Origin of the sequence: Mycobacterium sp. 94-17, from assembly GCF_035617725.1 — a bacterium.
In the GTDB taxonomy this organism is placed as follows: domain Bacteria; phylum Actinomycetota; class Actinomycetes; order Mycobacteriales; family Mycobacteriaceae; genus Mycobacterium.
Genome location: NZ_JAPIYN010000006.1, coordinates 156,289 through 177,680, shown reverse-complemented (window position 1 = coordinate 177,680; position 21,392 = coordinate 156,289). Strand labels below are relative to the sequence as shown.

General features: G+C 68.3%; 15 protein-coding genes. 4 read left to right on the top strand and 11 right to left on the bottom strand.

The window, feature by feature from the left end:
• Positions 1 to 74: 74 nt before the first annotated feature.
• Positions 75 to 593: an STAS/SEC14 domain-containing protein gene (locus tag OQ789_RS09865; RefSeq protein ID WP_324685327.1), complete on the top strand. Its 519-nt coding sequence runs from the start codon at positions 75 to 77 to the stop codon at positions 591 to 593.
• Positions 594 to 596: 3 nt separating this feature from the next.
• Here OQ789_RS09865 and OQ789_RS09860 read toward each other — a convergent pair whose 3' ends face one another.
• Together OQ789_RS09860 and OQ789_RS09855 are read right to left on the bottom strand one after the other, a co-directional pair.
• Positions 597 to 1,604: a PHP domain-containing protein gene (locus OQ789_RS09860; RefSeq protein WP_324685326.1), complete on the bottom strand. Its 1,008-nt coding sequence runs from the start codon at positions 1,602 to 1,604 to the stop codon at positions 597 to 599.
• A 22-nt stretch (positions 1,605 to 1,626) separates the two neighbouring features.
• Positions 1,627 to 2,061 carry a hypothetical protein gene (locus OQ789_RS09855; RefSeq protein WP_324685325.1) on the bottom strand — a complete coding sequence of 145 codons (435 nt, stop codon included), beginning with the start codon at positions 2,059 to 2,061 and terminating at the stop codon, positions 1,627 to 1,629.
• Positions 2,062 to 2,112: 51 nt separating this feature from the next.
• Here OQ789_RS09855 and OQ789_RS09850 point away from each other — a divergent pair, with 51 nt between their 5' ends.
• The gene (locus OQ789_RS09850; RefSeq protein ID WP_324685323.1) at positions 2,113 to 2,961 is read left to right on the top strand and encodes an LLM class F420-dependent oxidoreductase; all 849 of its coding nucleotides are present in this window, start codon (positions 2,113 to 2,115) and stop codon (positions 2,959 to 2,961) included.
• 440 nt (positions 2,962 to 3,401) lie between these two features.
• Here the strand turns inward: OQ789_RS09850 and OQ789_RS09845 are convergent, their stop codons facing one another.
• Together OQ789_RS09845 and gltB are read right to left on the bottom strand one after the other, a co-directional pair.
• Positions 3,402 to 4,868, bottom strand: a complete 1,467-nt coding sequence (locus OQ789_RS09845) for a glutamate synthase subunit beta (RefSeq protein WP_324685321.1) — start codon at positions 4,866 to 4,868, stop codon at positions 3,402 to 3,404.
• A complete protein-coding gene (gene gltB, locus OQ789_RS09840; protein WP_324685319.1) occupies positions 4,861 to 9,456 on the bottom strand; it encodes a glutamate synthase large subunit in 4,596 nt (1,531 codons plus the stop codon). The genes OQ789_RS09845 and gltB overlap by 8 nt, the downstream gene beginning before the upstream one ends.
• A gap of 605 nt (positions 9,457 to 10,061) precedes the next feature.
• On the opposite strand from gltB, the gene OQ789_RS09835 reads away from it, so the two are divergent.
• Complete coding sequence (locus OQ789_RS09835; protein ID WP_324685318.1) at positions 10,062 to 11,243, top strand: MinD/ParA family protein; 1,182 nt, start codon at positions 10,062 to 10,064, stop codon at positions 11,241 to 11,243.
• On the opposite strand, the gene sigI is transcribed toward OQ789_RS09835, so the two are convergent.
• On the bottom strand, positions 11,240 to 12,097 hold the full coding sequence (gene sigI / locus OQ789_RS09830) for an RNA polymerase sigma factor SigI (protein WP_324685317.1): 858 nt from the start codon (positions 12,095 to 12,097) through the stop codon (positions 11,240 to 11,242). The genes OQ789_RS09835 and sigI overlap by 4 nt on opposite strands.
• Before the next feature lie 146 nt (positions 12,098 to 12,243).
• Here sigI and OQ789_RS09825 point away from each other — a divergent pair, with 146 nt between their 5' ends.
• Positions 12,244 to 12,684, top strand: coding sequence for a nitroreductase family deazaflavin-dependent oxidoreductase (locus OQ789_RS09825; RefSeq protein ID WP_324685315.1), 441 nt, complete (start codon positions 12,244 to 12,246; stop codon positions 12,682 to 12,684).
• Between the two features lie 3 nt (positions 12,685 to 12,687).
• On the opposite strand, the gene eccA is transcribed toward OQ789_RS09825, so the two are convergent.
• The 6 genes from eccA to OQ789_RS09795 all read right to left on the bottom strand — a co-directional run bounded on the left by eccA (position 12,688) and on the right by OQ789_RS09795 (position 21,375).
• Positions 12,688 to 14,538, bottom strand: coding sequence for a type VII secretion AAA-ATPase EccA (gene eccA / locus OQ789_RS09820; RefSeq protein WP_420716080.1), 1,851 nt, complete (start codon positions 14,536 to 14,538; stop codon positions 12,688 to 12,690).
• Between the two features lie 70 nt (positions 14,539 to 14,608).
• Positions 14,609 to 16,222: a type VII secretion protein EccE gene (gene eccE, locus OQ789_RS09815; RefSeq protein ID WP_324685314.1), complete on the bottom strand. Its 1,614-nt coding sequence runs from the start codon at positions 16,220 to 16,222 to the stop codon at positions 14,609 to 14,611.
• Entirely contained in the window at positions 16,219 to 17,823 is a 1,605-nt protein-coding gene (mycP, locus tag OQ789_RS09810) for a type VII secretion-associated serine protease mycosin (protein WP_324685450.1), read from the bottom strand. The genes eccE and mycP overlap by 4 nt, the downstream gene beginning before the upstream one ends.
• Positions 17,824 to 17,864: 41 nt before the next feature.
• The gene (gene eccD, locus OQ789_RS09805; protein WP_324685313.1) at positions 17,865 to 19,394 is read right to left on the bottom strand and encodes a type VII secretion integral membrane protein EccD; all 1,530 of its coding nucleotides are present in this window, start codon (positions 19,392 to 19,394) and stop codon (positions 17,865 to 17,867) included.
• On the bottom strand, positions 19,391 to 20,416 hold the full coding sequence (locus tag OQ789_RS09800) for a MinD/ParA family protein (protein WP_324685312.1): 1,026 nt from the start codon (positions 20,414 to 20,416) through the stop codon (positions 19,391 to 19,393). The genes eccD and OQ789_RS09800 overlap by 4 nt, the downstream gene beginning before the upstream one ends.
• Before the next feature lie 128 nt (positions 20,417 to 20,544).
• The gene (locus tag OQ789_RS09795; RefSeq protein ID WP_324685311.1) at positions 20,545 to 21,375 is read right to left on the bottom strand and encodes an ESX secretion-associated protein EspG; all 831 of its coding nucleotides are present in this window, start codon (positions 21,373 to 21,375) and stop codon (positions 20,545 to 20,547) included.
• Positions 21,376 to 21,392: the final 17 nt, after the last annotated feature.

Sequence of the window (21,392 nt, the reverse complement as noted above, 5' to 3'; positions counted from 1 at the left end):
TAGCTCTATGCAATAGTTTCTCTAGGACACGCATTGCGCGTCCTTTTTGACCTGTCGATGCAGCGAAGGGAGGCATGGTGCTTAACGAACTCACGGGTGTTGCCGCCGGCATTCAGGTCCTGGAGGCGGTTGGGACGGTGACGGCGGGCGATTACGACCGGGTGTTTGCGCCACTGGTCGCCCGAGCGCGACGAACCGGCAGTCGGCTACGGCTGCTCTACCAATTCGGCCCAGGCTTCGAGCGGATCACGCCGGGTGCGTTGTGGGCAGACAGCCGAATCGGAATGGAATACTTGCCGCTGCTCGATGGTTGCGCCGTCGTCAGCGACATCGAATGGATTCGTGCGGCGTCCCGGGGCATCGGTGCGTGGATGCCGCGCCCGCTACGGGTATATGGCAACGAGGAACGGGACGATGCAGTCGCTTGGCTGGAGTCGCTCCCGGCCGGCGCTACCGTGTCGGCGCGCGACACGGTCAAGGCGTATATCGGTGGATCGCTGGGCGCGGTCGGAAGCCTTGCGAGGCTCGCCGTCTCACGGCAGGTGCTTGCAAAAGTCCTTGCGAGACAACGTGATCACCCGGAGTCCAACTAACGGTCAATGGGAGCCCGCCCACGCCAGCAGCCGCTCGGCCGGCCAGGTGTTGACGATCCGCTCGACGGGTACGCCCGCGTCCAGCGCGCGCTGGGCACCGTAGCCGAGGAAATCGAGCTGGCCGGGCGCGTGCGCGTCGGTGTCGATGGTGAACACGCACCCGATCTCGAGCGCCAGGTTCAGCAGCCGGGTCGGCGGGTCCCGCCGCTCGGGGCGCGAGTTGATCTCCACCGCGGTGCCGTGATCGCGGCACGCGGTGAAAACCGCCTCGGCGTCGAACGTGGATTCCGGCCGGATGCCGCGGTTTCCGGACACCAGCCGGCCGGTGCAATGACCGAGCACATCGGCGTGTGGATTTTCGGCCGCGCGCAGCATGCGCCGGGTCATCGCGGCGGCATCCATCGACAACTTGGAGTGCACGCTCGCCACCACCACGTCGAGGCGCTCGAGCAGCTCGGGCTCCTGGTCGAGGCTGCCGTCGTCGAGGATGTCCACCTCGATCCCGGTGAGGATGCGCATCGGCGCGAACTTATCCCGCAGCCGGTCGATCACGTCGAGCTGCGCGCGTAGCCGCTCGGGGGACAGCCCGTTGGCGATCGTCAGCCGCGGCGAGTGGTCGGTCAGCGCGCAGTATTCGTGACCCAGCGCTTTTGCGGCGGCCATCATCTCCTCGATATCCGCCGACCCGTCAGACCAGTTGGAGTGCAGGTGCAGGTCACCGCGCAGCGCGGCACGAATATCGCCGCCCCCGAGATCCTCCGCGGTGGAACGGAGTTCGACCAGCAGGTCGGGCTCGTGGCCGGACCAGGCCTGGTCGATGACCTTGGCGGTCTTGGGCCCGATCCCCGGCAGCGTCTGCCAGCTGTTGGCCTGGCCGTGGCGCTCCCGGGTCGCGTCGTCGAGGGCCTCGATGATGTCGGCCGCGTTGCGGTAGGCCATCACACGCCGGGGGTCGTGGCGGCTGCGGTCCTTGAAGTAGGCGATCTGGCGTAACGCCGCTACCGGATCCATGGCTCCAGTGTGCCTGCCCCGATCAGGCGAATTGGCCGACGACGAACCCGGCCAGCAGCACGCTGAACCCGCCGATCTCCCCGGCGATCAGCAGCGCCATCGCGACCGCGGTGCTCCGGTCGGCGTTTGCGAATTGGTTGACGGTGTCGCGCCGGGCCCCGTGGCTGATGTAGGCGGCGATGGCGGCCACGAAGAAGAAGACCACCACTCCCGCCGCGGCCAGGTTCACCCACGCGGGCCAGGCGCTCAGTTGCACGAACACCGCGAGCAGCAGCGTCGCGAACGAATACAGCAGCGCGGCCCGGTGCGCGATGTCGACGTAGGGGTGCGCGAGGTGATTTTCCGACGCCATCATCTCGCGGTACTTCCACACGCCCAAGATGAGCGCGAGAAGAAAGATCAGGCCCGCCGCCAGCAGGGTGATCTTGGTGTCCATTCCGAGGGCTGCACAAGTCATCGCGCGCCTGAGTTTAGTTGCCCTTCATAATCAACGGCTAACGTCGGTGCTATGCGATTCGCGTTCAAGACTTCTCCGCAGAACACCACCTGGGCGCAGATGCTGGCCGTCTGGCAAGCGGCCGACGACATCGACGTCTTCGAGTCCGGCTGGACGTTCGACCACTTCTACCCGATCTTCTCCGACAGCAGCGGGCCCTGCCTGGAGGGATGGACGACGCTGACCGCCCTCGCGCAGGCCACCCGGCGGCTGCGGGTGGGCACCCTGGTGACCGGGATCCACTACCGCCACCCCGCGGTGCTGGCCAACATGGCGGCGGCGCTCGACATCATTTCGGGCGGGCGCCTCGAGCTGGGCATCGGCGCCGGCTGGAATGAAGAGGAGTCCGGCGCCTACGGCATCGAGCTGGGCAGCATCAAGGAACGCTTCGACCGGTTCGAGGAGGCGTGCGAGGTGTTGACCAGCCTGCTCAGCCAGGAATCCACCGACTTTGACGGCAGGTTCTACCAGTTGAAAAGCGCACGCAACGAGCCCAAGGGGCCGCAGCGGCCGCACCCGCCGATCTGCATCGGGGGCAGCGGGGAGAAGCGCACGCTGCGGATCACCGCCCGCTACGCCCAGCACTGGAACTTCGTGGGCGGCCCGCCGGACGTCTTCGCACGCAAGCGTGACGTGCTGGCATCGCACTGCGCCGACATCGGTCGCGACCCCAAGGAGATCACACTCTCGGCGCACCTGCGGCTGGAGCCGGAGCTGAACTACGGAAAGGTCATCGAGGACGCCGCCGCGCTGGCCGCCGAAGGTTTGGATCTGGGCATCGTCTACCTGCCGCCGCCGCACGACCCGGCGGTGCTCGAACCGCTCGCCGAGGCGGTTCGCGACTCGGGCCTATGGATTTGAGGCCTACCGGCGCACTCAAGCGCGTCATGCAGAAACTTCAGAATCGCCTTCTGAAAGCGCTCGAGCCGGTGAGCAGAGAACGCTCAGCGACATCCAGAGCGGCGTAGAGCAAAACCTTCGGCGCCGGCGGGCGCGCCGTGCGTACCCTCAGACTCCGAACAGCAGCAGTTCTTCGGCGGTGATCAGGCGTTCCTGCTTGGCGGGGAACTCGTGGCTTCGAACCGGGTGACGCAGCCATGACCTGGCAATTCGCCCCATCCGTGAATGAGTTATCGGCTTTACACGCACGGTGATCACTCCTGCGATCGGCTAACTTGGCCGGGCCCCACGTGCCCGATGTGTGACGGGGCCCACAGGCAGCTATTAGACGCCTTATCAGTTAGCAAACAGTTGACGACACGCCGAACAAATATCAAATGTTTCAGCTGTGACTGATGTGGTTACGTCAGCGGAACCGCGGTGGGCTTGACCGGCGCCGGCAGCGCGGTCGACCCCATCAGGAATCGGTCCGCCGCGGCCGCGGCGGCCCTCCCCTCAGCTATCGCCCAGACGATCAGCGACTGGCCGCGGCCCATGTCACCGGCAACGAAGACACCCGGAACCGACGTGTCGAAGTCGGCGCCGCGGGCGACGTTGCCGCGCTCGGTGAATTTCACCCCGAGGTCGGTGAGCAGGCCCTCCTTCTCAGGGCCGACGAAGCCCATCGCCAGCAACACCAGGTCGACCTCGAGCTCGAATTCGGAACCCTCCACCTTGACGAACTTGCCGTCTTCCATGGTCACCTCGTGCGCCTTGAGCGCCGTCACGCGACCGTCTTCGCCCGCGAATTCCTCGGTGTTGACCGAGAACACCCGCTCGCCGCCCTCTTCATGCGCCGAGGACACCCGGTACATCAACGGGTAGGTCGGCCACGGGGTGGACGCCGCACGCGTCTCCGGCGGTCGCGGCATGATCTCGAACTGGTGGATGACCTTCGCGCCCTGCCGGTGCGCGGTGCCCAGGCAGTCGGCACCGGTGTCCCCACCCCCGATGATGACGACGCTCTTGTCCCTGGCGGTGATCGGCGGCTCCCCGTCGGGGCCCAGCACGTCGTCACCCTCTTGGACGCGGTTGCCCCACGGCAGGTATTCCATCGCCTGGTGGATGCCGTCCAGCTCCCGGCCGGGGATCGGCAGATCACGCCCCGCGGTGGCACCGCCGGCCAGCACCACGGCATCGAAGTCGGCTCGCAGCTGCTCGGCGGTGATGTCGACTCCGACATTGACCCCGGCCCGGAACTCGGTTCCCTCGGCCCGCATTTGGTCCAGCCGGCGGTCGAGGACGCGCTTTTCCATCTTGAATTCCGGGATGCCGTAGCGCAGCAGTCCGCCGATCCGATCCGCCCGCTCGAAGACGGTGACCGTGTGGCCGGCGCGGGTGAGCTGTTGGGCGGCGGCCAAACCGGCCGGCCCGGAACCGACCACGGCGACCGTTTTCCCGGTCTTGGCGTCCGGCGGCAACGGCCGCACCCAGCCTTCGTCGAAGGCCTTGTCGATGATCTCCAGCTCGATCTGCTTGATCGTCACCGGATCCTGGTTGATGCCGAGCACGCAGGCCGGCTCGCAGGGCGCCGGGCACAGCCGCCCGGTGAAGTCCGGAAAGTTGTTGGTGGCGTGCAGCCGTTCGATGGCGTCGCGCCACCGGTCCCTGCGCACCAGGTCGTTCCATTCCGGAATCAGGTTACCCAGCGGACAACCGTTGTGACAGAACGGAATGCCGCAGTCCATGCAGCGGGTCGCCTGTTCGCGCAATGTCTCGTTGTCGAATTCCTCGTAGACCTCGCGCCAGTCGCGCAGCCGCAGCGGGACAGGCCTGCGCTTCGGCAGTTCCCGATGCGTGTATTTCAGGAAGCCGCTCGGATCAGCCATGCGCGGCCGCCATGATCGCCTTGTCGACATCCACGCCGTCTCGTTCCGCTTCGGCGATGGCCTGCAGCACCCGCTTGTAGTCGCGCGGCATCACCTTGGCGAAGTGCCGCTGCTGTTGCGGCCAGTCCGCCAGAATGCGCTGGCCGACAGCGGAATCGGTGGCATCAACGTGTGCCTGGATCATGCCGTGCAACCATTCGTAGTCATCTTCGTCCAAGCTCTCGAGCTCGACCATCTCCGCGTTGAGATTGCCTGGGAATTCGCCCTGCGGATCGTAAACGTAAGCCACGCCGCCGGACATGCCCGCCGCGAAGTTGCGGCCGGTGCGACCGAGGACGACGACCTTGCCGCCGGTCATGTATTCACAGCCGTGGTCGCCGACGCCCTCGACGACGGCGTGCGCCCCGGAGTTACGTACCGCGAACCGCTCGCCGACGACGCCGCGCAGGTATGCCTCGCCGCTGGTGGCACCGAACAGGATCACGTTGCCGCCGATGATGTTGTCCTCGGCGACGTAGTCCGCCGGCGCGTGGTCCGACGGGCGAACCACGATGCGGCCACCGGACAGGCCCTTGCCGACGTAGTCGTTGGCGTCGCCGTAGACGCGCAGAGTGATACCCCGCGGCACGAAGGCACCGAAGCTGTTGCCCGCCGAGCCGTCGAAGGTGATGTCGATGGTTCCATCCGGAAGCCCTTGTCCACCATAGGCTTTGGTGACCTCATGGCCGAGCATGGTGCCCACCGTGCGGTTCACGTTGCTGATGGTCGTGGAGAACCGCACCGGCTTCCCGGAGTCCAGCGCCTCGCGGCTCATCACGATCAACTGCTGGTCGAGAGCCTTGTCCAGCCCGTGGTCCTGGCGCGAGCTGCAGTACAGGTCCTGGTTCATGAACGCCGATTCCGGCTCGTGCAGCACCGGTGCCAGGTCCAGCCGGTGCGCCTTCCAGTGGGCCCGCGCCAGCGTCATGTCCAACGACTTCACCTGGCCGACGGCCTCGTTGAGCGTGCGGAATCCCAACTGCGCCATGTATTCGCGGACCTCTTCGGCGATGAACATGAAGAAGTTCTCCACGAATTCGGGCTTGCCATTGAAGCGTTCGCGCAGCACCGGGTTCTGGGTGGCCACCCCGACGGGGCAGGTGTCCAGGTGGCAGACCCGCATCATGATGCAGCCGGAGACCACCAGCGGTGCGGTGGCGAAGCCGAATTCCTCGCCGCCGAGCAGCGCCGCGATCATCACGTCGCGGCCCGTCTTGAGCTGGCCGTCGACCTGAACCACGATCCGGTCCCGTAATCCGTTCAGCAGCAACGTCTGCTGCGTCTCGGCCAGCCCCAGCTCCCATGGAGCCCCGGCGTGCTTCATCGAGGTCAGCGGTGTGGCACCGGTGCCGCCGTCGTGCCCGGAGATCAGCACCACGTCGGCGTGGGCCTTGGACACGCCCGCGGCCACCGTGCCGACGCCGTTCTCGGACACCAGCTTCACGTGCACCCGCGCGGACGGGTTGGCGTTCTTGAGGTCATGGATCAGCTGCGCCAGATCCTCGATCGAATAGATGTCGTGGTGCGGCGGGGGCGAGATCAGGCCCACACCGGGGGTGGAGTGGCGGACCTCGGCGACCCACGGGTACACCTTGTGCCCCGGAAGCTGCCCTCCCTCACCGGGTTTCGCGCCCTGCGCCATCTTGATCTGGATGTCGGTGCAGTTGGTCAGGTAGTGCGACGTGACGCCGAAGCGCCCGGAGGCGACCTGTTTGATCGCGCTACGCCGCCAATCGCCGTTGGGGTCGCGGTCGAAGCGCTTGACGTCCTCGCCGCCCTCGCCGCTGTTGGACCGCCCGCCCAGCCGGTTCATCGCGATGGCCAGCGTCTCGTGCGCCTCGGCGGAGATCGAGCCGTAGCTCATCGCCCCGGTCGAGAAGCGCTTGACGATTTCGCTGGCGGGCTCGACTTCGCCCAGGGGGATCGGGGGATTGATCCCGGCCCGGAACTTGAGCAGGCCGCGCAGCGACGCCATCCGCTCGCTTTGGTCGTCGACCAGGCGGGTGTAGTCCTTGAACACCTTGTACTGGCCGGTGCGCGTGGCGTGCTGCAGCTTGAAGACGGTCTCGGGGTTGAACAGGTGGTACTCGCCCTCGCGGCGCCACTGGTATTCGCCGCCCACCTCGAGCACGCGGTGGGCGCGTTCGTCCGGGCGGTCCAGGTAGGCCAGCGCGTGCCGGGCGGCGACGTCGGCCGCGATGTCGTCCAGGGTGATACCGCCGATGGGACAGCTCAACCCGGCGAAGTATTCGCTCAGCACGTCCTCGGAAATGCCGACCGCCTGGAACAGCTGCGCACCGGTGTAGGACGCCAGCGTCGAAATGCCCATCTTGGACATGACTTTCAGCACGCCCTTGCCGGCGGCCTTGATGTAGTTGCTCAGCGCCTTCTTGCGGTCGATGCCGCCGTCGACGCCGTCGAAAATGCCCCTGTCGAGCATGTCCTCAATGGACTCGAACGCCATGTACGGGTTGATCGCGGCGGCACCGAAGCTGATCAGCGTGGCCATGTGGTGAACCTCGCGGGCGTCACCCGTCTCCACCACCAGCCCGACGTGGGTGCGAGTCCGGTCGCGCACCAGGTGGTGGTGCACGCCCGCCACCGCGAGCAGCGACGGGATGGGCGCCATGTCCTCGTCGGACTCCCGGTCGGACAGGATGATCACCCGCGCGCCGTCGGCGATCGCCGCCGACGCCTGCGCGCGTATCTCCTCGAGCGCGGTGGCCAGTCCGGCGCCGCCCTCGGCCACCGGGTACAGACAGCGAATCACCTTGGAGCGCATGCCATGCGGTCGGCCGTTCACCTCGGCGTCCGGGTCGAGGTTGATCAGCTTCGCCAGGTCACGGTTGCGCAGGATCGGCTGGGACAGCGCGATCTGATGGCATGAGCGCTCGGTCGGCGTGAGCAGGTCGCGCTCGCCGCCGGTGGTGCCCTGCAGACTGGTCACCACCTCCTCGCGGATAGCGTCCAGCGGCGGGTTGGTCACCTGCGCGAAAAGCTGCTGGAAGTAGTCGTAGAGCAACCGGGGCCGCTGCGAGAGCACCGCGACCGGGGTGTCGGTGCCCATCGACCCGATCGGCTCGGCACCGCTGCGGACCATCGGCGCGACCAACAGGTTGAGTTCCTCGTAGGTGTAGCCGAATATCTGCTGGCGCTTGACCAACCGGTCGTGCGGCATCCGCTTGTAGTTGCCCTGCGGCAGGTCATCGAGCGGGACCAGGTTCCTGTCCAACCATTCCTGGTAGGGGTGCTCGGCGGCCAGCTCCGCCTTGATCTCCTCGTCGGAGACGATGCGGCCCTGTGCTGTGTCCACCAGGAACATGCGTCCCGGCTGCAACCGCATCCGGCGCACCACCTTGGCCGGGTCAAGCTCCAGCACGCCGGCTTCGGAGGCCATCACCACCAGGCCGTCCTCGGTGACCCAGATTCGCGAGGGGCGCAGGCCATTACGGTCCAGCACGGCGCCGATGATGGTGCCGTCGGTGAACGTGATCGACGCCGGGCCGTCCCACGGCTCCATCAACGAGGCGTGGTACTGGTAGAACGCCCGCCGCGCCGGGTCCATCGACTCGTTGCGCTCCCAGGCCTCGGGGATCATCATCAACACCGCGTGGGCCAGGCTGCGCCCGCCGAGGTGGAGCAGCTCGAGCACCTCATCGAAGCGCGCGGTGTCGGACGCCCCCGGCGTACAGATCGGGAACAGCTTTTCGACGTCGGCTTCCGCCCCGAAGACGTCGGTCTTGATCAGGGCCTCGCGGGCCCGCATCCAGTTCTCGTTACCGGTGACGGTGTTGATCTCGCCGTTGTGTGCGACGCGGCGGAATGGGTGCGCCAGCGGCCATGACGGGAAGGTGTTGGTAGAGAACCGGGAATGCACGATACCCAGTGCGCTGGTCACCCGATCGTCTTGCAGGTCAAGGTAAAACGCCTTCAGCTGGGGGGTGGTCAGCATGCCCTTGTAGACGAATGTCCTGCCGGAAAGGCTTGGGAAATAGACGGTTTCGCGGCCCGGCCCATCTTGGCCGGGGCCCTTGGTACCGAGTTCGTGCTCGGCGCGCTTGCGCACGACGTACGCGCGGCGCTCCAGCGTCATACCGGATGCGCCCGCCATGAACACCTGCCGGAAGGTCGGCATCGCGTCGCGGGACAGGGCACCCAGCGACGAGTCGTCGATGGGCACGTTGCGCCAGCCCAGCACGGTCAGGCCCTCGGCTTCGGCGATCTTCTCCACCGCCGCGCACGCCGCCGCGGCGTCCTTGGACGACTGCGGCAGGAACGCGATGCCGGTGGCATAGCTGCCCTCGGCGGGCAACTCGAAGTCCACGACCTCGCGCAGGAATGCGTCCGGGACCTGAAGCATGATGCCGGCGCCGTCACCACTGCGCGGCTCGGCGCCCTGAGCACCCCGGTGTTCGAGGTTGAGCAGCGCGGTGATTGCCTTGTCCACGATGTCGCGGCTACGTCGGCCGTGCATGTCGACGACCATGGCAACCCCGCACGCGTCGTGCTCGAACGCGGGGTTGTATAACCCGACGCGCTTGGGCGTCATATGCACCTGACCCTTCACCTGAACGTTTTGCGCGGCCGTTAGCAGCCGACCCGACGAGGTCACACCCCGGAGGTTGCGGGCTAGAACCCCTTCGGTCTTGTCTCGATGGGCTGTGCCCCAGGCGGAGACGCTCCTGTCAGGGATGTCCGTGCAGCTCTGAACGGTGGCCTGGAACCGGTCTCGACAAGTCATAAAACGATATGACAATACCCGCCTGACATGCCAACTTCGCCAAGTCTAACTCCCAGTCGGCGGCCTCGTAAATTTCGCGGGCGACGCCGATCCCCAATTCCGCCGCCCCTCGGCCCGGGGGCACGACTTCGCTATCCGGCCGGGCGCGTTCCGGCAGGTCCCGCCCGGGGCCGGTATCGCCCACAGCGTTTGCTGACGGCCCCGCTTGACCGGCCCGTCGAGTTGCTGGACGCCGGTACGAGCGTGCTCAGCGGCCAGCCAGGCGCCTGTCGGCCGCGGGCGGCCGGGTTTGCAGGTTCGCGCCCACGGGGCGACAGGAGATACTGGACGGGTAGTGAAGCACCCGGCGCCCCAGGCGCGACGTTGGCGCTTGTCACGCACATCACGCAGTACGCCCGGCACGCGAGGAGCCCATGAACGAGCGCGACGAATTCCTGCGGGACCGTCTGCAGCCCGAGCCCACCCCCCATGTGGCCCGGCCCGCCGCGCCCCCCGCCGCCGCCTGGCCCGCTCCCCCACGTCCGCCGTCGGCTCCCGCGCCGCCAGCGCCGGCCCGGCCGCCCACCCGGTCGGCTCCGGCCGCCGCGCCGTCGTTTCGGTCGCCGCCGCAACCCCGGGCCCAGTCGGCGGCGCCCGCTCCGCCGCAGCCCCACGCGGAGTCTCCGCCGCAGCTGCCCAATGGCGGTGAGCCGGTGGACCGCGGTTGGCGACGCACCCTACGGCTGGTCACGTTCGGCCTGGTCAAGCTGGGGCCGTCACCGGCCCAGCTGCAGGAGGCCGAGTTCGAAGCGGCCATCCGCACCCGCCTGCACGGCAACTACAAGGTCGGCGTCCTGGGCAAGGGCGGCGTGGGCAAGACGTCGGTGGCCGCGAGCGTGGGCTCGCTGCTCGCCACCCTGCGCAGGCAAGACCACGTGGTGGCGATCGACGCCGACACCGCCTTCGGCCGGCTCAGCAGCCGCATCGATCCGGGGTCGAGCAGCTCGTTCTGGGAGCTCACGGCCGACAAGAACCTGCGGTCCTTCGACGACGCGGTGGCGCGGCTGGGCCGTAATTCCGCGGGCCTGCACGTGCTCGCCGGCGAACCGGCGTCGGGCCCGCGCCGGGTGCTTGACCCGGCCATCTACCGGGAGGCGGCGTTGCGCCTGGACCGCCATTTCACCATCTCGGTCATCGACTGCGGGTCGTCGATGGACGCGCCACTCACCCGGGAGGTGCTGCTCGACCTGGATGCCCTGATCGTGGTGTCATCGCCCTGGGCCGACGGCGCCTCCGCCGCGGCGCGGACCATGGAGTGGCTGGCCGATCAGGGCCTGACCACGCTGCTGGGGCACAGCATCGTGGTGCTCAATGACTCCGACGGGCACGCCGACAAACGCACCCGGGCGTTGCTGGCCCGCGAGTTCATCGATCACGGGCGGCCGGTCATCGAGGTGCCTTTCGACCCGCACCTGCGCCCCGGCGGCGTCATCGACGTAGGCCACGAGATGGCCCCGGCGACGCGGCGCAAGTTCCTCGAGGTCACCGCGACCATCGTGGGCTACTTCGCCAGCCGGCGCGACGACGCGCAGGACCGGCGGCACGGCCAGGACTAAGCCCGCGCCGACGGGTCGGCGACCGCCTCGATCTTGAGCACCCGGGATTCACGGATCGTCAGCACGATGGCGGCGAACAGGCGGCGCTCGCTGAAGGCCAGCAGCACCGGTTGCCCGGCCGGGCCGCTCACCAGGCTCACGCCCGGCCACAGGTAACGCAACAGGTTGGCGGCCACCGCATCCGGGCCGTGGTTGATCTGGGGTGGCGGTGCCGGGTCCGCGAGGATCGTGCCCACGCCCCACACCGACGGATCCAGCACGGCGGCCAACGCGCGAAGGTCACCGTTGCCGCACGCGGTGATGAACCTTTCGGTGACCAGCTGGTGCTCGGCCGGGGCGATGTCGACCGACTTCGGTTGCGCCGCACGGAATTTCGACCGTGCGCGCCGCGCCAGCTGACGGCAGGTGCCAACCGGGCGACCGACGGTGTCCGAGATCGACTCGAACGGGACGCCGAACACGTCGTGCAGCACGAAGGCGACCCGTTCACCCGGACTGAGCCTGCGCAGGACTTCGAGCAGCGCCGCGCGGATCTCGTCGTCGAGGGTGACCCGGTCGGCCGGGTCGAAGTGGCGCGGTGCCGGTTGCTCCCCGACGTCGCCGGGCCGTTCGTAGCGGGCGCGGGCCGAGCGCAGCTGGTCGAGACAGAGGCGGCTTGCCACCACGGTCAGCCAGCCGCGGACATCCTCGATCCCGGTGATGTCGGCACGCGAAAGCCGCAGAAACGTCTCCTGCGCGACGTCTTCGGCCTCGCCGATGTCACCCAGCATCTGGTAGGCGAGGTTGATCAGGTACGGGCGGTGCCGGCGCCACGCCTCGCCGACCCGGTCGCCGGCCGGCGGCAACTGGTTCATGACTCTTCGACGATCCGGCGGGCCGAAAAGTTACGGGCGGAACCGATGTAACTTTCCCACCGTCCACCCCGTCGTTTCGGCAGTGCAAGAAAATTCAGCAGGGAACCCCTGATGACCGCCGCCGTCACGGCAACAAGGAGTCTGACATGACCGACCCACGCCCCCCGCGCTTCCTCAAGCCGATGAACAAGCTGATGATGGCGCTGCAACGGCTCGGCATTCCGACCGGGCCCGCGATGGTGCTCACCGTGCCCGGCCGCAAGTCGGGTCAGCCGCGTAGCACGCCCATGACGCCGTTCGACTTCCAGGGCGGCCTCTACGTGGTGGCGGGCTATCCCGGCGCCGACTGGGCGGCCAACGCCCGGGCGGCGGGCGCCGGCACCCTTCGGCGGGGCCGACGGTCACGCCCCGTCCGGATCGTCGAACTCGCCCCCGCCCAGGCCCGCCCGGTGCTGCGGGAGTTCCCCGCCAAGGTGCCCGTCGGGGTGAAGTTCGCGAAACAGTCGGGAATGGTGCGCAAGGGTACGGCCGACGAATTCGAGGCACTGGCGGGGCGACTCGCCGTCTTCCGCTTCGATCCGGCCTGACCATCACCAGACGATGGCCGCCATGTCGCGGTTGTCCGAGCACACGCTGCGCACCGCGGGCTGAAGGTCGGCCGCGGTGATGATCTGCAGGTCCTCGACCGTCACCGGCCGGCCCGCACGCTTTTGCGCGACCACCCGCGTGTCCCGAAAGCCCTCGGCCCGCTCCACGACGTTGCGGGCGAACCTGCCGTTCTGCATGGCGTCGATGCCGTGGCGCCCGCCTGGTGTGGTGTAGTCGCGGATGGTCGTCGCCGCGTCCAGGAACGCTTCGCGCGCACCGTCATCGAGCAGGCTGGCGCGCGGCGTGGCGTAGCGGTGCGCGATCTCGACGATCTCCGCCGGTGAATAGGACTCGAAGCGCAGCTTGCGGTTGAACCGGCCGGCCAGGCCCGGGTTCACCGTGAGGAACGCGTCCACCTGGTCTTCGTAGCCCGCCCCGATGAAACAGAAATCGAATCGGTGCGCCTCCAGCGCGACCAGGAGCTGGTTGACGGCCTCCATGCCGATCATGTCGGGCGTGCCATCCTGATGGCGCTCGACCAGCGAATAGAACTCATCCATGAAAATGATTCGCCCCAAAGACTTTTCGATCAGATCATTGGTCTTGGGCCCCGACTCACCGATGAAGTGGCCGCAGAAATCCGAACGGCGCACCTCGCGGATCTCGGGGTGGCGCACGATCCCCATGCCGGCATAGATCTTGCCCAGGGCTTCGGCGGTGGTCGTCTTACCGGTCCCGGGCGGGCCGACCAACAGCATGTGGTTGGTCTGGCCCTCCACCGGCAGGCCGTGCTCGAGGCGCATCGTGCGCACCTCGAGTTGGTCTTCCAGCGCCGCCACCGCCGCCTTGACCGCGGCCAGCCCCACCTGGTTGGCCAACAGCCTGCGCCCCTCGGCCAGCAGCTCGGCGCGGCGGCCGGCGGCGACGTCGTGATCGAGTTCTTCGCGGCTCGGGGCCGACGAGGCATCCCAGCGGTCGGTACGGCGATCGATGGTTTGTTCGTCGGTCACGACCAATTGCAGATTTGGGTCGGCCAACGCCTCCTTGGCGGCGTCGGTCAGGACGCCGTTGATGGTGGCCTTGGACAGCCATACCTGGGCCTTGTCCTCCTCCCGCAGCTGCCGGTGCACCATCCCCCGCACATAGGCCAGATCGGCGGCGAGCAACGGGATTTCGGCCGGGCTGATCGAGGCCGTCAACACGTCGGCATCGAAGCGTGCCGACGACTGGTTTTGCCCGATCATGTCCACGCGGTCCAGCCAGTCCAGGGCGACCCGGCCCTGCCCGAGGTGGGCGGCCGCGTGAGCGGCCAGCGCGCAGATCGACGCTGTCACCGCCGACATCACGATGGCCTGCGGGGGCAGCTCCTCGGCGGCGGCCAGCAGCACGTCCGGCCAACGTTGCGTGCGGTACATCAAGAAGGTCCGGGCCAGCTGGTGCCACTGGTGGCTGGTCCACGAATCCAGCAGTTCACCGTCGGCCAGCAGCTTGTCGGCCTCGTGGTACTCCCCGGCGATCGTCAACGCCGACGACAACGCCAGCCCGGCCTGTGATGCCTCGGTGACGGTGATGCCGATGTAGGGACCCAGCTGCAGTTCCGCGGCCAGCGTCTGGCCGATGCGGGTGGTCTCGCGGTGCAGCCACTCGCTGGTGGCATAGAGCCGACGCAGCGAGGCCAATTCGTTGTCACCGCACGCGATGCGCCCCAGCCACGCGTCGGCCATCGACTGGTCGGCGTCGGTGGCGGCGGCGAACTCGGGCAACGCCGCAGCCCGGCCCTGGCGGCTCTTGATCGCCATGGCGCGGTCGAAATGCCTTCGGGCGGTTTGCAAATCACCCATCACGTCCCCCATCCCGGGCACCGGGGATACGCTCACCGCGACCCGCGTTCATCACACCGTGCCTCTGCCTTCCAGCGAGCTGCTACATGCCGACCGACATGCCCACCGGCTCGAGACTGACGTAGCGGTTCTCGGCGCGGAACATGTCCATCTCAACGACCCAATTCTTGCCTGCCGCACTGACGTTCACCACCGCAGGCCCCATCTGCTCGATGATCACCTCGAAACCGTGCCGCTGCCCTTCCGAGAGTCTGGTCCCCGCCGGTGCGACGGTGATCACCGTCGCCGGTCGCGGCGTGGGTGCGATCGCGGCCTCGACGGCCCCGCTGCCTTCGGCCGCACCGAAGCCGGCGCCCCGTCGCGCAGCGTACTCGACCACGCTCACGGTGGTCCGCGGCGCGGGACGGGACCCGCTCACGACACTGATCTCCGGCATGCGGACGCTGACCCAGCGCGACATGTCACGGGTGTGCACGCAGACCCGCTCGCCGGCGCCAGCGGTGCGGATCACGATCCGCTTGGCGATCGGGTCGCCCGCCGCGACGAACACCCGTGACAACTCGCCGGCGTCGGTGATCGGCATCAGCATCCGGTCACCGTTGCTCAGCTTGCCGACCAAGACGCCCGACGGCCCCACCTCGGTGATCAGCTGGGCGGGCAGGGGGCTGCGCCGGAGGCCGCGCAGGTGCGGAAGCGGACCGCACATGTTCGCGGCCGCCGCGGCCGCCTGCTCGCCGTTGAGCCGGTGCAGGATCACGCTCGGCGGCGTCGGCGCCGGCGTCGGCGTGCGCACCGTGATCGTCGCGGTGCATGCGGCATCCGGGAACACCGTCACGTTCTGGATCACCTCGTCGGCGCGCAGCGTCCACGCCTGCGAGAGGTTGCGCGATGTGATCGCCTCGGCCGGGTATGCGTAGGTGGTCATCCAGCCCGCTTCCCCGCGAATGCCTCTCCACCTCTGCATGTTTCCCGACACCGCGTCCCGCCCGAGCCGGCGGTCGAGCTCGACGAGGTCGGTGGCCGTGGCCACCTTTGCCCGCATCCCGTGGCAGCGCAACAGGCCTGCGATGCGCTGCGCGGCCGAAACCGCCGCCGCCCCAACGGTCGTGCGCCAGAACAGGGCCTGGGCGTTGTCGATCACCGCCAGCCGCATGATCAGCCAGGTCTCGCGGCGGCCCGCATAGGGTGGCGTGCCGATCTCCGAGTCGTAGACCCGCGGAAAGTCGCCGGTGGTGCCGTGCCGTGAGCCGGCGGTGACGACGCTGATCGAATCGAGTTGCAGGCCCAGGACCTGGTGCAGCATCGGCACCAGTTCGACGACGTCGAGCACGTTTTCGGTGTCGACCGTCACCGAACCGGTCACCATCGTCGCCCGGTGTCCCCGGCCGAGCAGTTGCACCGCGACCACGGCAACGCCGTCCTGCACGCGCACGCCGCCCCCGGATCGGTTGTTGGCCACGGTGATCGGCGCGGTCCAGTCGATCGGGCGCCGGCCGCGGCGCCACAAGACGGCCCACGACCACGCCGGCTGGCCCCACCAGCGCACGAAGACCAGCCCGACCCCGGCCACCACGGCGACAGCCGCGCCGATGTAACCGCCCACCAGCCAGCCCACGACGGCGAGGGCGAACACCGCCCACACGCCGGCCACCCGCCGGTTGCTGCCGCGGCCGAACCCGGTGAGATCGGGCCTCATCGAGCCCGCCGCAATCGCGCCGCAATCGCGAAGACGAGCACACCGGCGGCCACGGTCCCCAGGACTCCGATGGCGATGTTGCGGGCCCGGTGGTCGGGCGGCGGCGGCGGGGGGGCCGGGGTGATGACCCGGCTCTGGGCGCCGGGGGGCGTCCGTTCGCCCGGCGGGATGTTGAAGGTCAAGGCGGCGACCGGGTCCACCAACCCGTACCCGACCTTGTTGTCAACGCCCGCAGGCGGATTGTGCGCCGACTGCATGATCCGGTTGATCACCTGATGCGCGCTGAGGTCGGGAAATTTCGCCCGCACCAAGGCCGCGACGCCACTGACGTAGGCCGCCGAGAAACTGGTGCCCCAGAACGGCATGTTCTTCTCGCCCGCCCGTGACGGCGGATAGGCGTTGACCGGGCCGCCGCCCTGGGGCGACAGGCCCATGATGTGGGTGCCGGGTGCGGCCACACCGACCCAGGGGCCCGACATGCTCTTGTCGAGTGGGGCGCCCGCGGCATCGACGGCGCCCACCGACAGGACGTAGTCGGAAAACCACGAGGGCGCCGAGACGATCTTGACCTGATGCCAGTCCCGGGGATCCGACGGGTCCAACGGGTCATACATCGGGTTGTTGTTGCAGCCGGCCTCCCCGTCGTTGCCCGCGGCCGCCACGATCACCGCGTCCTTCGCGGTGGCCGCGTACCACAGCGCCGCGCCCAGCGCCCGCTGATCGGCCGGCGAGGCCGCGGGCAGACACGCCGTGACCGAGATGTTGATCACCTTGGCCCCCATGTTCGCGGCGTGAACCACCGCGCGCGCAACGGAATTCAGCGTTCCGGCCTTCACCTTCTCGTCGGAGTAGGGATCGCCGGGCGGCGGATTGACCGGTTCGAAGGCGCGCGACGACTGCCGGATCGAGATGATGGTCGCGTGCGGGGCCACCCCCACCACTCCGTCGGGCGCTCCCGGGGGAGGCGGCGGCACGGCCGGCTCGTCCTCGGTCTGCGGATCGGCGGGCCCGTTCGACGCGGCCGTCGCGCCGCCGCCTTCTGGCGGCGGGGGCGGCGGTGGGGGCGGAGGCGGCAGGATCTGGGTGATCGTCACCGGCGGCGGCGGGGGCGGGGGCGCTATCGGGGGTGGCACCTCGACCGGCGGGGGCGGTCCTCCGGTGACCGGCGGGGGGCCGGCGGGCGCGGGGAATGCCGGGGCGGCGGGCATGGGCCGGGGCATCGGCAAGATCCCTTGCGGCGCAGCGCCGATGATCGATCCGACGATCGTGCCGTGGGCGTCGCAATCCGATAGCCCGTCCTCGCCCATGATGTAGTCGCCGCCCGGTACCACCGGTAGCCGCGGGTTCGGCGACACCCCGGTGTCGATGACCGCCACGGGCACACCGTTGCCGGTGCTGTACTGCCACGCTTTGGTGATGTTCAGCAAGTTGAAGCCCGGGGCCAGCTGCGCCACATCGGGGTTTCGCACGGTGATCGGGCTGGAGCAGCTGTTGGCGCGGCGCATCGGCTGATCGGGCCGGGGCGGCCCATCCGGCGGAACCATCCCCGGATCCACCGATGGTGGCGTAATGGCAAGTGCGGCAGGAATTTCGGCTGACATCGCGACCAGCACGACGGCGGCGGTGACCGCGGCGGCCCGTTTCAGTGGCGAATCCACGTGAAGAGCCCTCCCAAAGCCGCCGCCGCCGGCAGCAAGACGATGAACGCGAGCACTTCCACCCACTCCACCATCAGCCGGATGAACGGCCGAAACCTCATGGCCGGCACCAGAAGTGCCGCGGCCAGACCCAGCGCGGCGAAAGCCGCCACCGCCACCACGGGCCACATCAACCCGCTCACGGCGTCTTTCGGCGCGGCTACGGCGTATCTGACCACCCCCGCGCACACCGCGGCCGACGCCCCGCACACGAGCGCGATGGCCTGGTATTTGGCGGCGAATCCGCGCCCCTGGGTGAGGAAGATGCCCACCACGAGCCCGGCCACCACCAGCGCCAGCCACGCCCACTGGCGTCCCGGCGTCAGCACCGCCCACACCGCGGCGGGCAGGACGATCGACACCCCCACACACAGGCCCACCTGGACCGCGTTGACCAACCGCGCCGAGGCCGCGATCGCGGTGCCGCGCGCGGTGATGTCGGTCAGCTCGTTGTCCTCGTCCTCGGATTCGTCCTCACTGACCGGAGACACCGTGTCGACGGGCATCCCCTCGCGGCGCGCGAACAGGTCCCGACCGGTGATCGATCCGAAATGCGGCGGTCTGACCCGCGCCACCCACAACGCGATCAGCGGCGCCATCCGGATCAGCACCACCAATCCGACCAACACGCAGACCGCGAGCGTCTGAGCCGAGGCCGGCCGGAACATCCGGACGGCTGCCACCGCCGCCAGAATCCCGCACACCGTGACCACCGCGGCGACCACGGCGGTCTGCCAACGGTGTCGCGCGGTCACGCCGATGGCGACGGCGCCCAGTATCACCACGACGGCGCCGATCAGCCCGTGGGCGGCGCCGAGCGCGCCTGGGGGCGCGCAGGCGCCTGCGGTGGCCAGCGACAGCACCGCGGGCCAGGCGAACCCGCTGAACAGGTCGCGCCGCTCCCGCCACCCCCGTCGCACCACCAGCGTCGCGACCATCAGCAGGGCACCGACGGCGGCCGCCACCGCGGCCGGGACCGGGCCGTCGGTGAAGGTCCGCGCCCGCAACGTCAGGGCCACGGTGACCCCGGCGGCCATCGCGATCACCGCGACCGCGGTGTGCGCGGCCGTCAGCGGCGTCACCGGCGCGAACATCCGATCGCCACCGTCGCGGCCCAGCCACTTGCCCATGGCCGCCAAACCCGTTGACAGCGACTCGTATTGCGGTTCGAACGACTCACCGTCGACCCGGGGCACCAGCACCAGGGTGTCGCCGTCCTGGACGCCCAACTCGTCGAGGCTTTTATTGATATCGAGGCGCACGCCGTTGATCTTGTGGAGTTCATAGCTGCCCGCGGGCAATGCGATGCCGTCAAAGCCTTTGCGCTTCAGGTCGGCATCGAACAGCTCGACCATTCCCTCGAAGAATCCCTCCATCGGAATTCCGGCGGGGAACACCTGCGAACACAGATGCTTTTCGTACGAAATGTTGACCGCACAACGCGCCGGGAAGGCGACCTTATGCGGCGCTGTCACGGCACCGACCGCTCGGCGTCAGGGATGTATTTGTCGGCCAGTCCCGCGGTGATTTCGAAGAGACGTAATCGCGTCTTCTTTTTCAGTTCGTGAACCGTATCGATGATGCCGCCTTTGGCGAGGTGCGGATCGAACGGCAACTCTTCGACCGTCGCCCCGACCTTGGTGAACCGCTCGGTCAAGTACGCCAGAGCGTCTTTGTCGGTGAGCTGGTCGGTGTGGTTCACCACCACGGTGCTGCGCGAGACCAACTCGTGGTAGCCCTGCGATCGCAGGTAATCCACCGCCCGCAGCACCGGGCGTGAGCGGTCCGCGGTGATGCCGGAGACGAACACGAGGGTGTCGGTGTTTTCCAGCACCGGCTTCATCACCTCGTGCTCGAGGTCGGGGGAAGTGTCGACGATCATCACCGTGTGCGTGCGGCGCAGCCGGGACAGCACCCCGGAAAACATCGCGGGCACCAACGGCCTGGGCTGGTCGGAGGTCCGGTTGCCGGCCAGGACGTCAAGGCCGATGACGTTCTGGCCCAGGTGTTCTCGAATGTCGGCGTAACCTTGGACGTCGGTGTCGTTGATGATGGCGGTGTAGTCCCCGGGCGGCGACTCGTCGATGCGGTCGGCCAGTGTCCCGAAGCCCGGGACGGCGTCGATCGCAATCACGTTCTGCGGGCGGCATTCCCGGAACACCCCGCCGAGGCACGCGACGAGTGTGGTGACCCCCACGCCGCCCTTCCCGGCGACGACCGTGATGACGTATTGGCGCCGAATGTGTCGCCGGATGCGATTCTGCAAATCGCGATAATGCCGTTCGCGGGGTGACTCACCGAGATTTATTTTGCGAAAAGACATGGAGTAGATGAATTTCCGCCATCCCGATCCCGGTGGAATTTTCCGCGGTGCGGCGAGATCGGTAATTCGCATCGTGTCGGATACCGAATCCGGGAAGTTGCTGGCCCCTGACGGATCCCCCCGTCTGAGCGCTCCTTCGTCCGACATATTCGGGTCATTCCAAGGGCTCGTCACGACGCGATGCTAACACGGTCGGCGAATCGGCGTTTACCCGCTCAGAAGCCTTCGGAGTACGACAGACGTTGTTATTCCAAGACTTTGGTTATCTGAGTCACTTTTATCATTGATAGCAAAGCGCGGCGTTACACCACTCGCCGGTACGAGTGCCATTTCTCGCCGGCGGGCAGTCGGCGGATGAGCCGTTGAATCGCCCCACCGATGTCGGTGCGCGAGCCGGGCGAGAGGATCTGATACTGCCGCTGCCCCGAGGTGACGCTTTCGATGCAGATCCGCCCGGACGGGGTGTCCACGATGGACACCGTGGCATCGCCGACGGCGATCCGGGCCAATTCATCCGGTCCGGCGCCGGCCTGCAACCCGACGATGTTCGCCTGCGCGGACCGCACGGGATCGGCGGCCGCCAGGACGATCTGCAGCTGGTCGGCGTCGAGTCGCTGTTCGAACAGGAAAGACCGCAGGCTCGCGGTGTCGCGCACCGAACTGAGCAACTGCTCGGTATCCAGCGTGACCGGCTTGAGCGGCGCCGCCTCGGCCACGCCGCACAGCCTCTCGATCTGACCGACCAGCAGGTCGCCGGCCGACGCCTCGTTGCCCGCCGTGCCGGCCGGATACAGACGCACCATGTCACCGTGGCGTTCCAGAACCACCCACCACGTCGCGAAGCGGCAGATCGAGGCGCGCGTCGGCTCGCGGCCCGGGACCCCGATAATCACCAGGAGGGCCAGGTCCCGGCGCATCAGGACCGTCAGCCACTCCCGGATCATCGGGTCGACCTCGCCGGCCTCGTCGAGCGCGCCGGCTGCCCTCAACTCGGCGGCCGCGGGGTGGCTTCTGGCCCGCTCCGGGGTCTCCAGACGCGGCAGAAGCGGGCGCAGCCCCAGCTCAGGGCACGTTTGCTCCACCCCGGCGACCACCTGCAAGACCCAGAGGCCGTCGACCGTCGTTGTCAGCATGTCGCCTCGCGCCTACT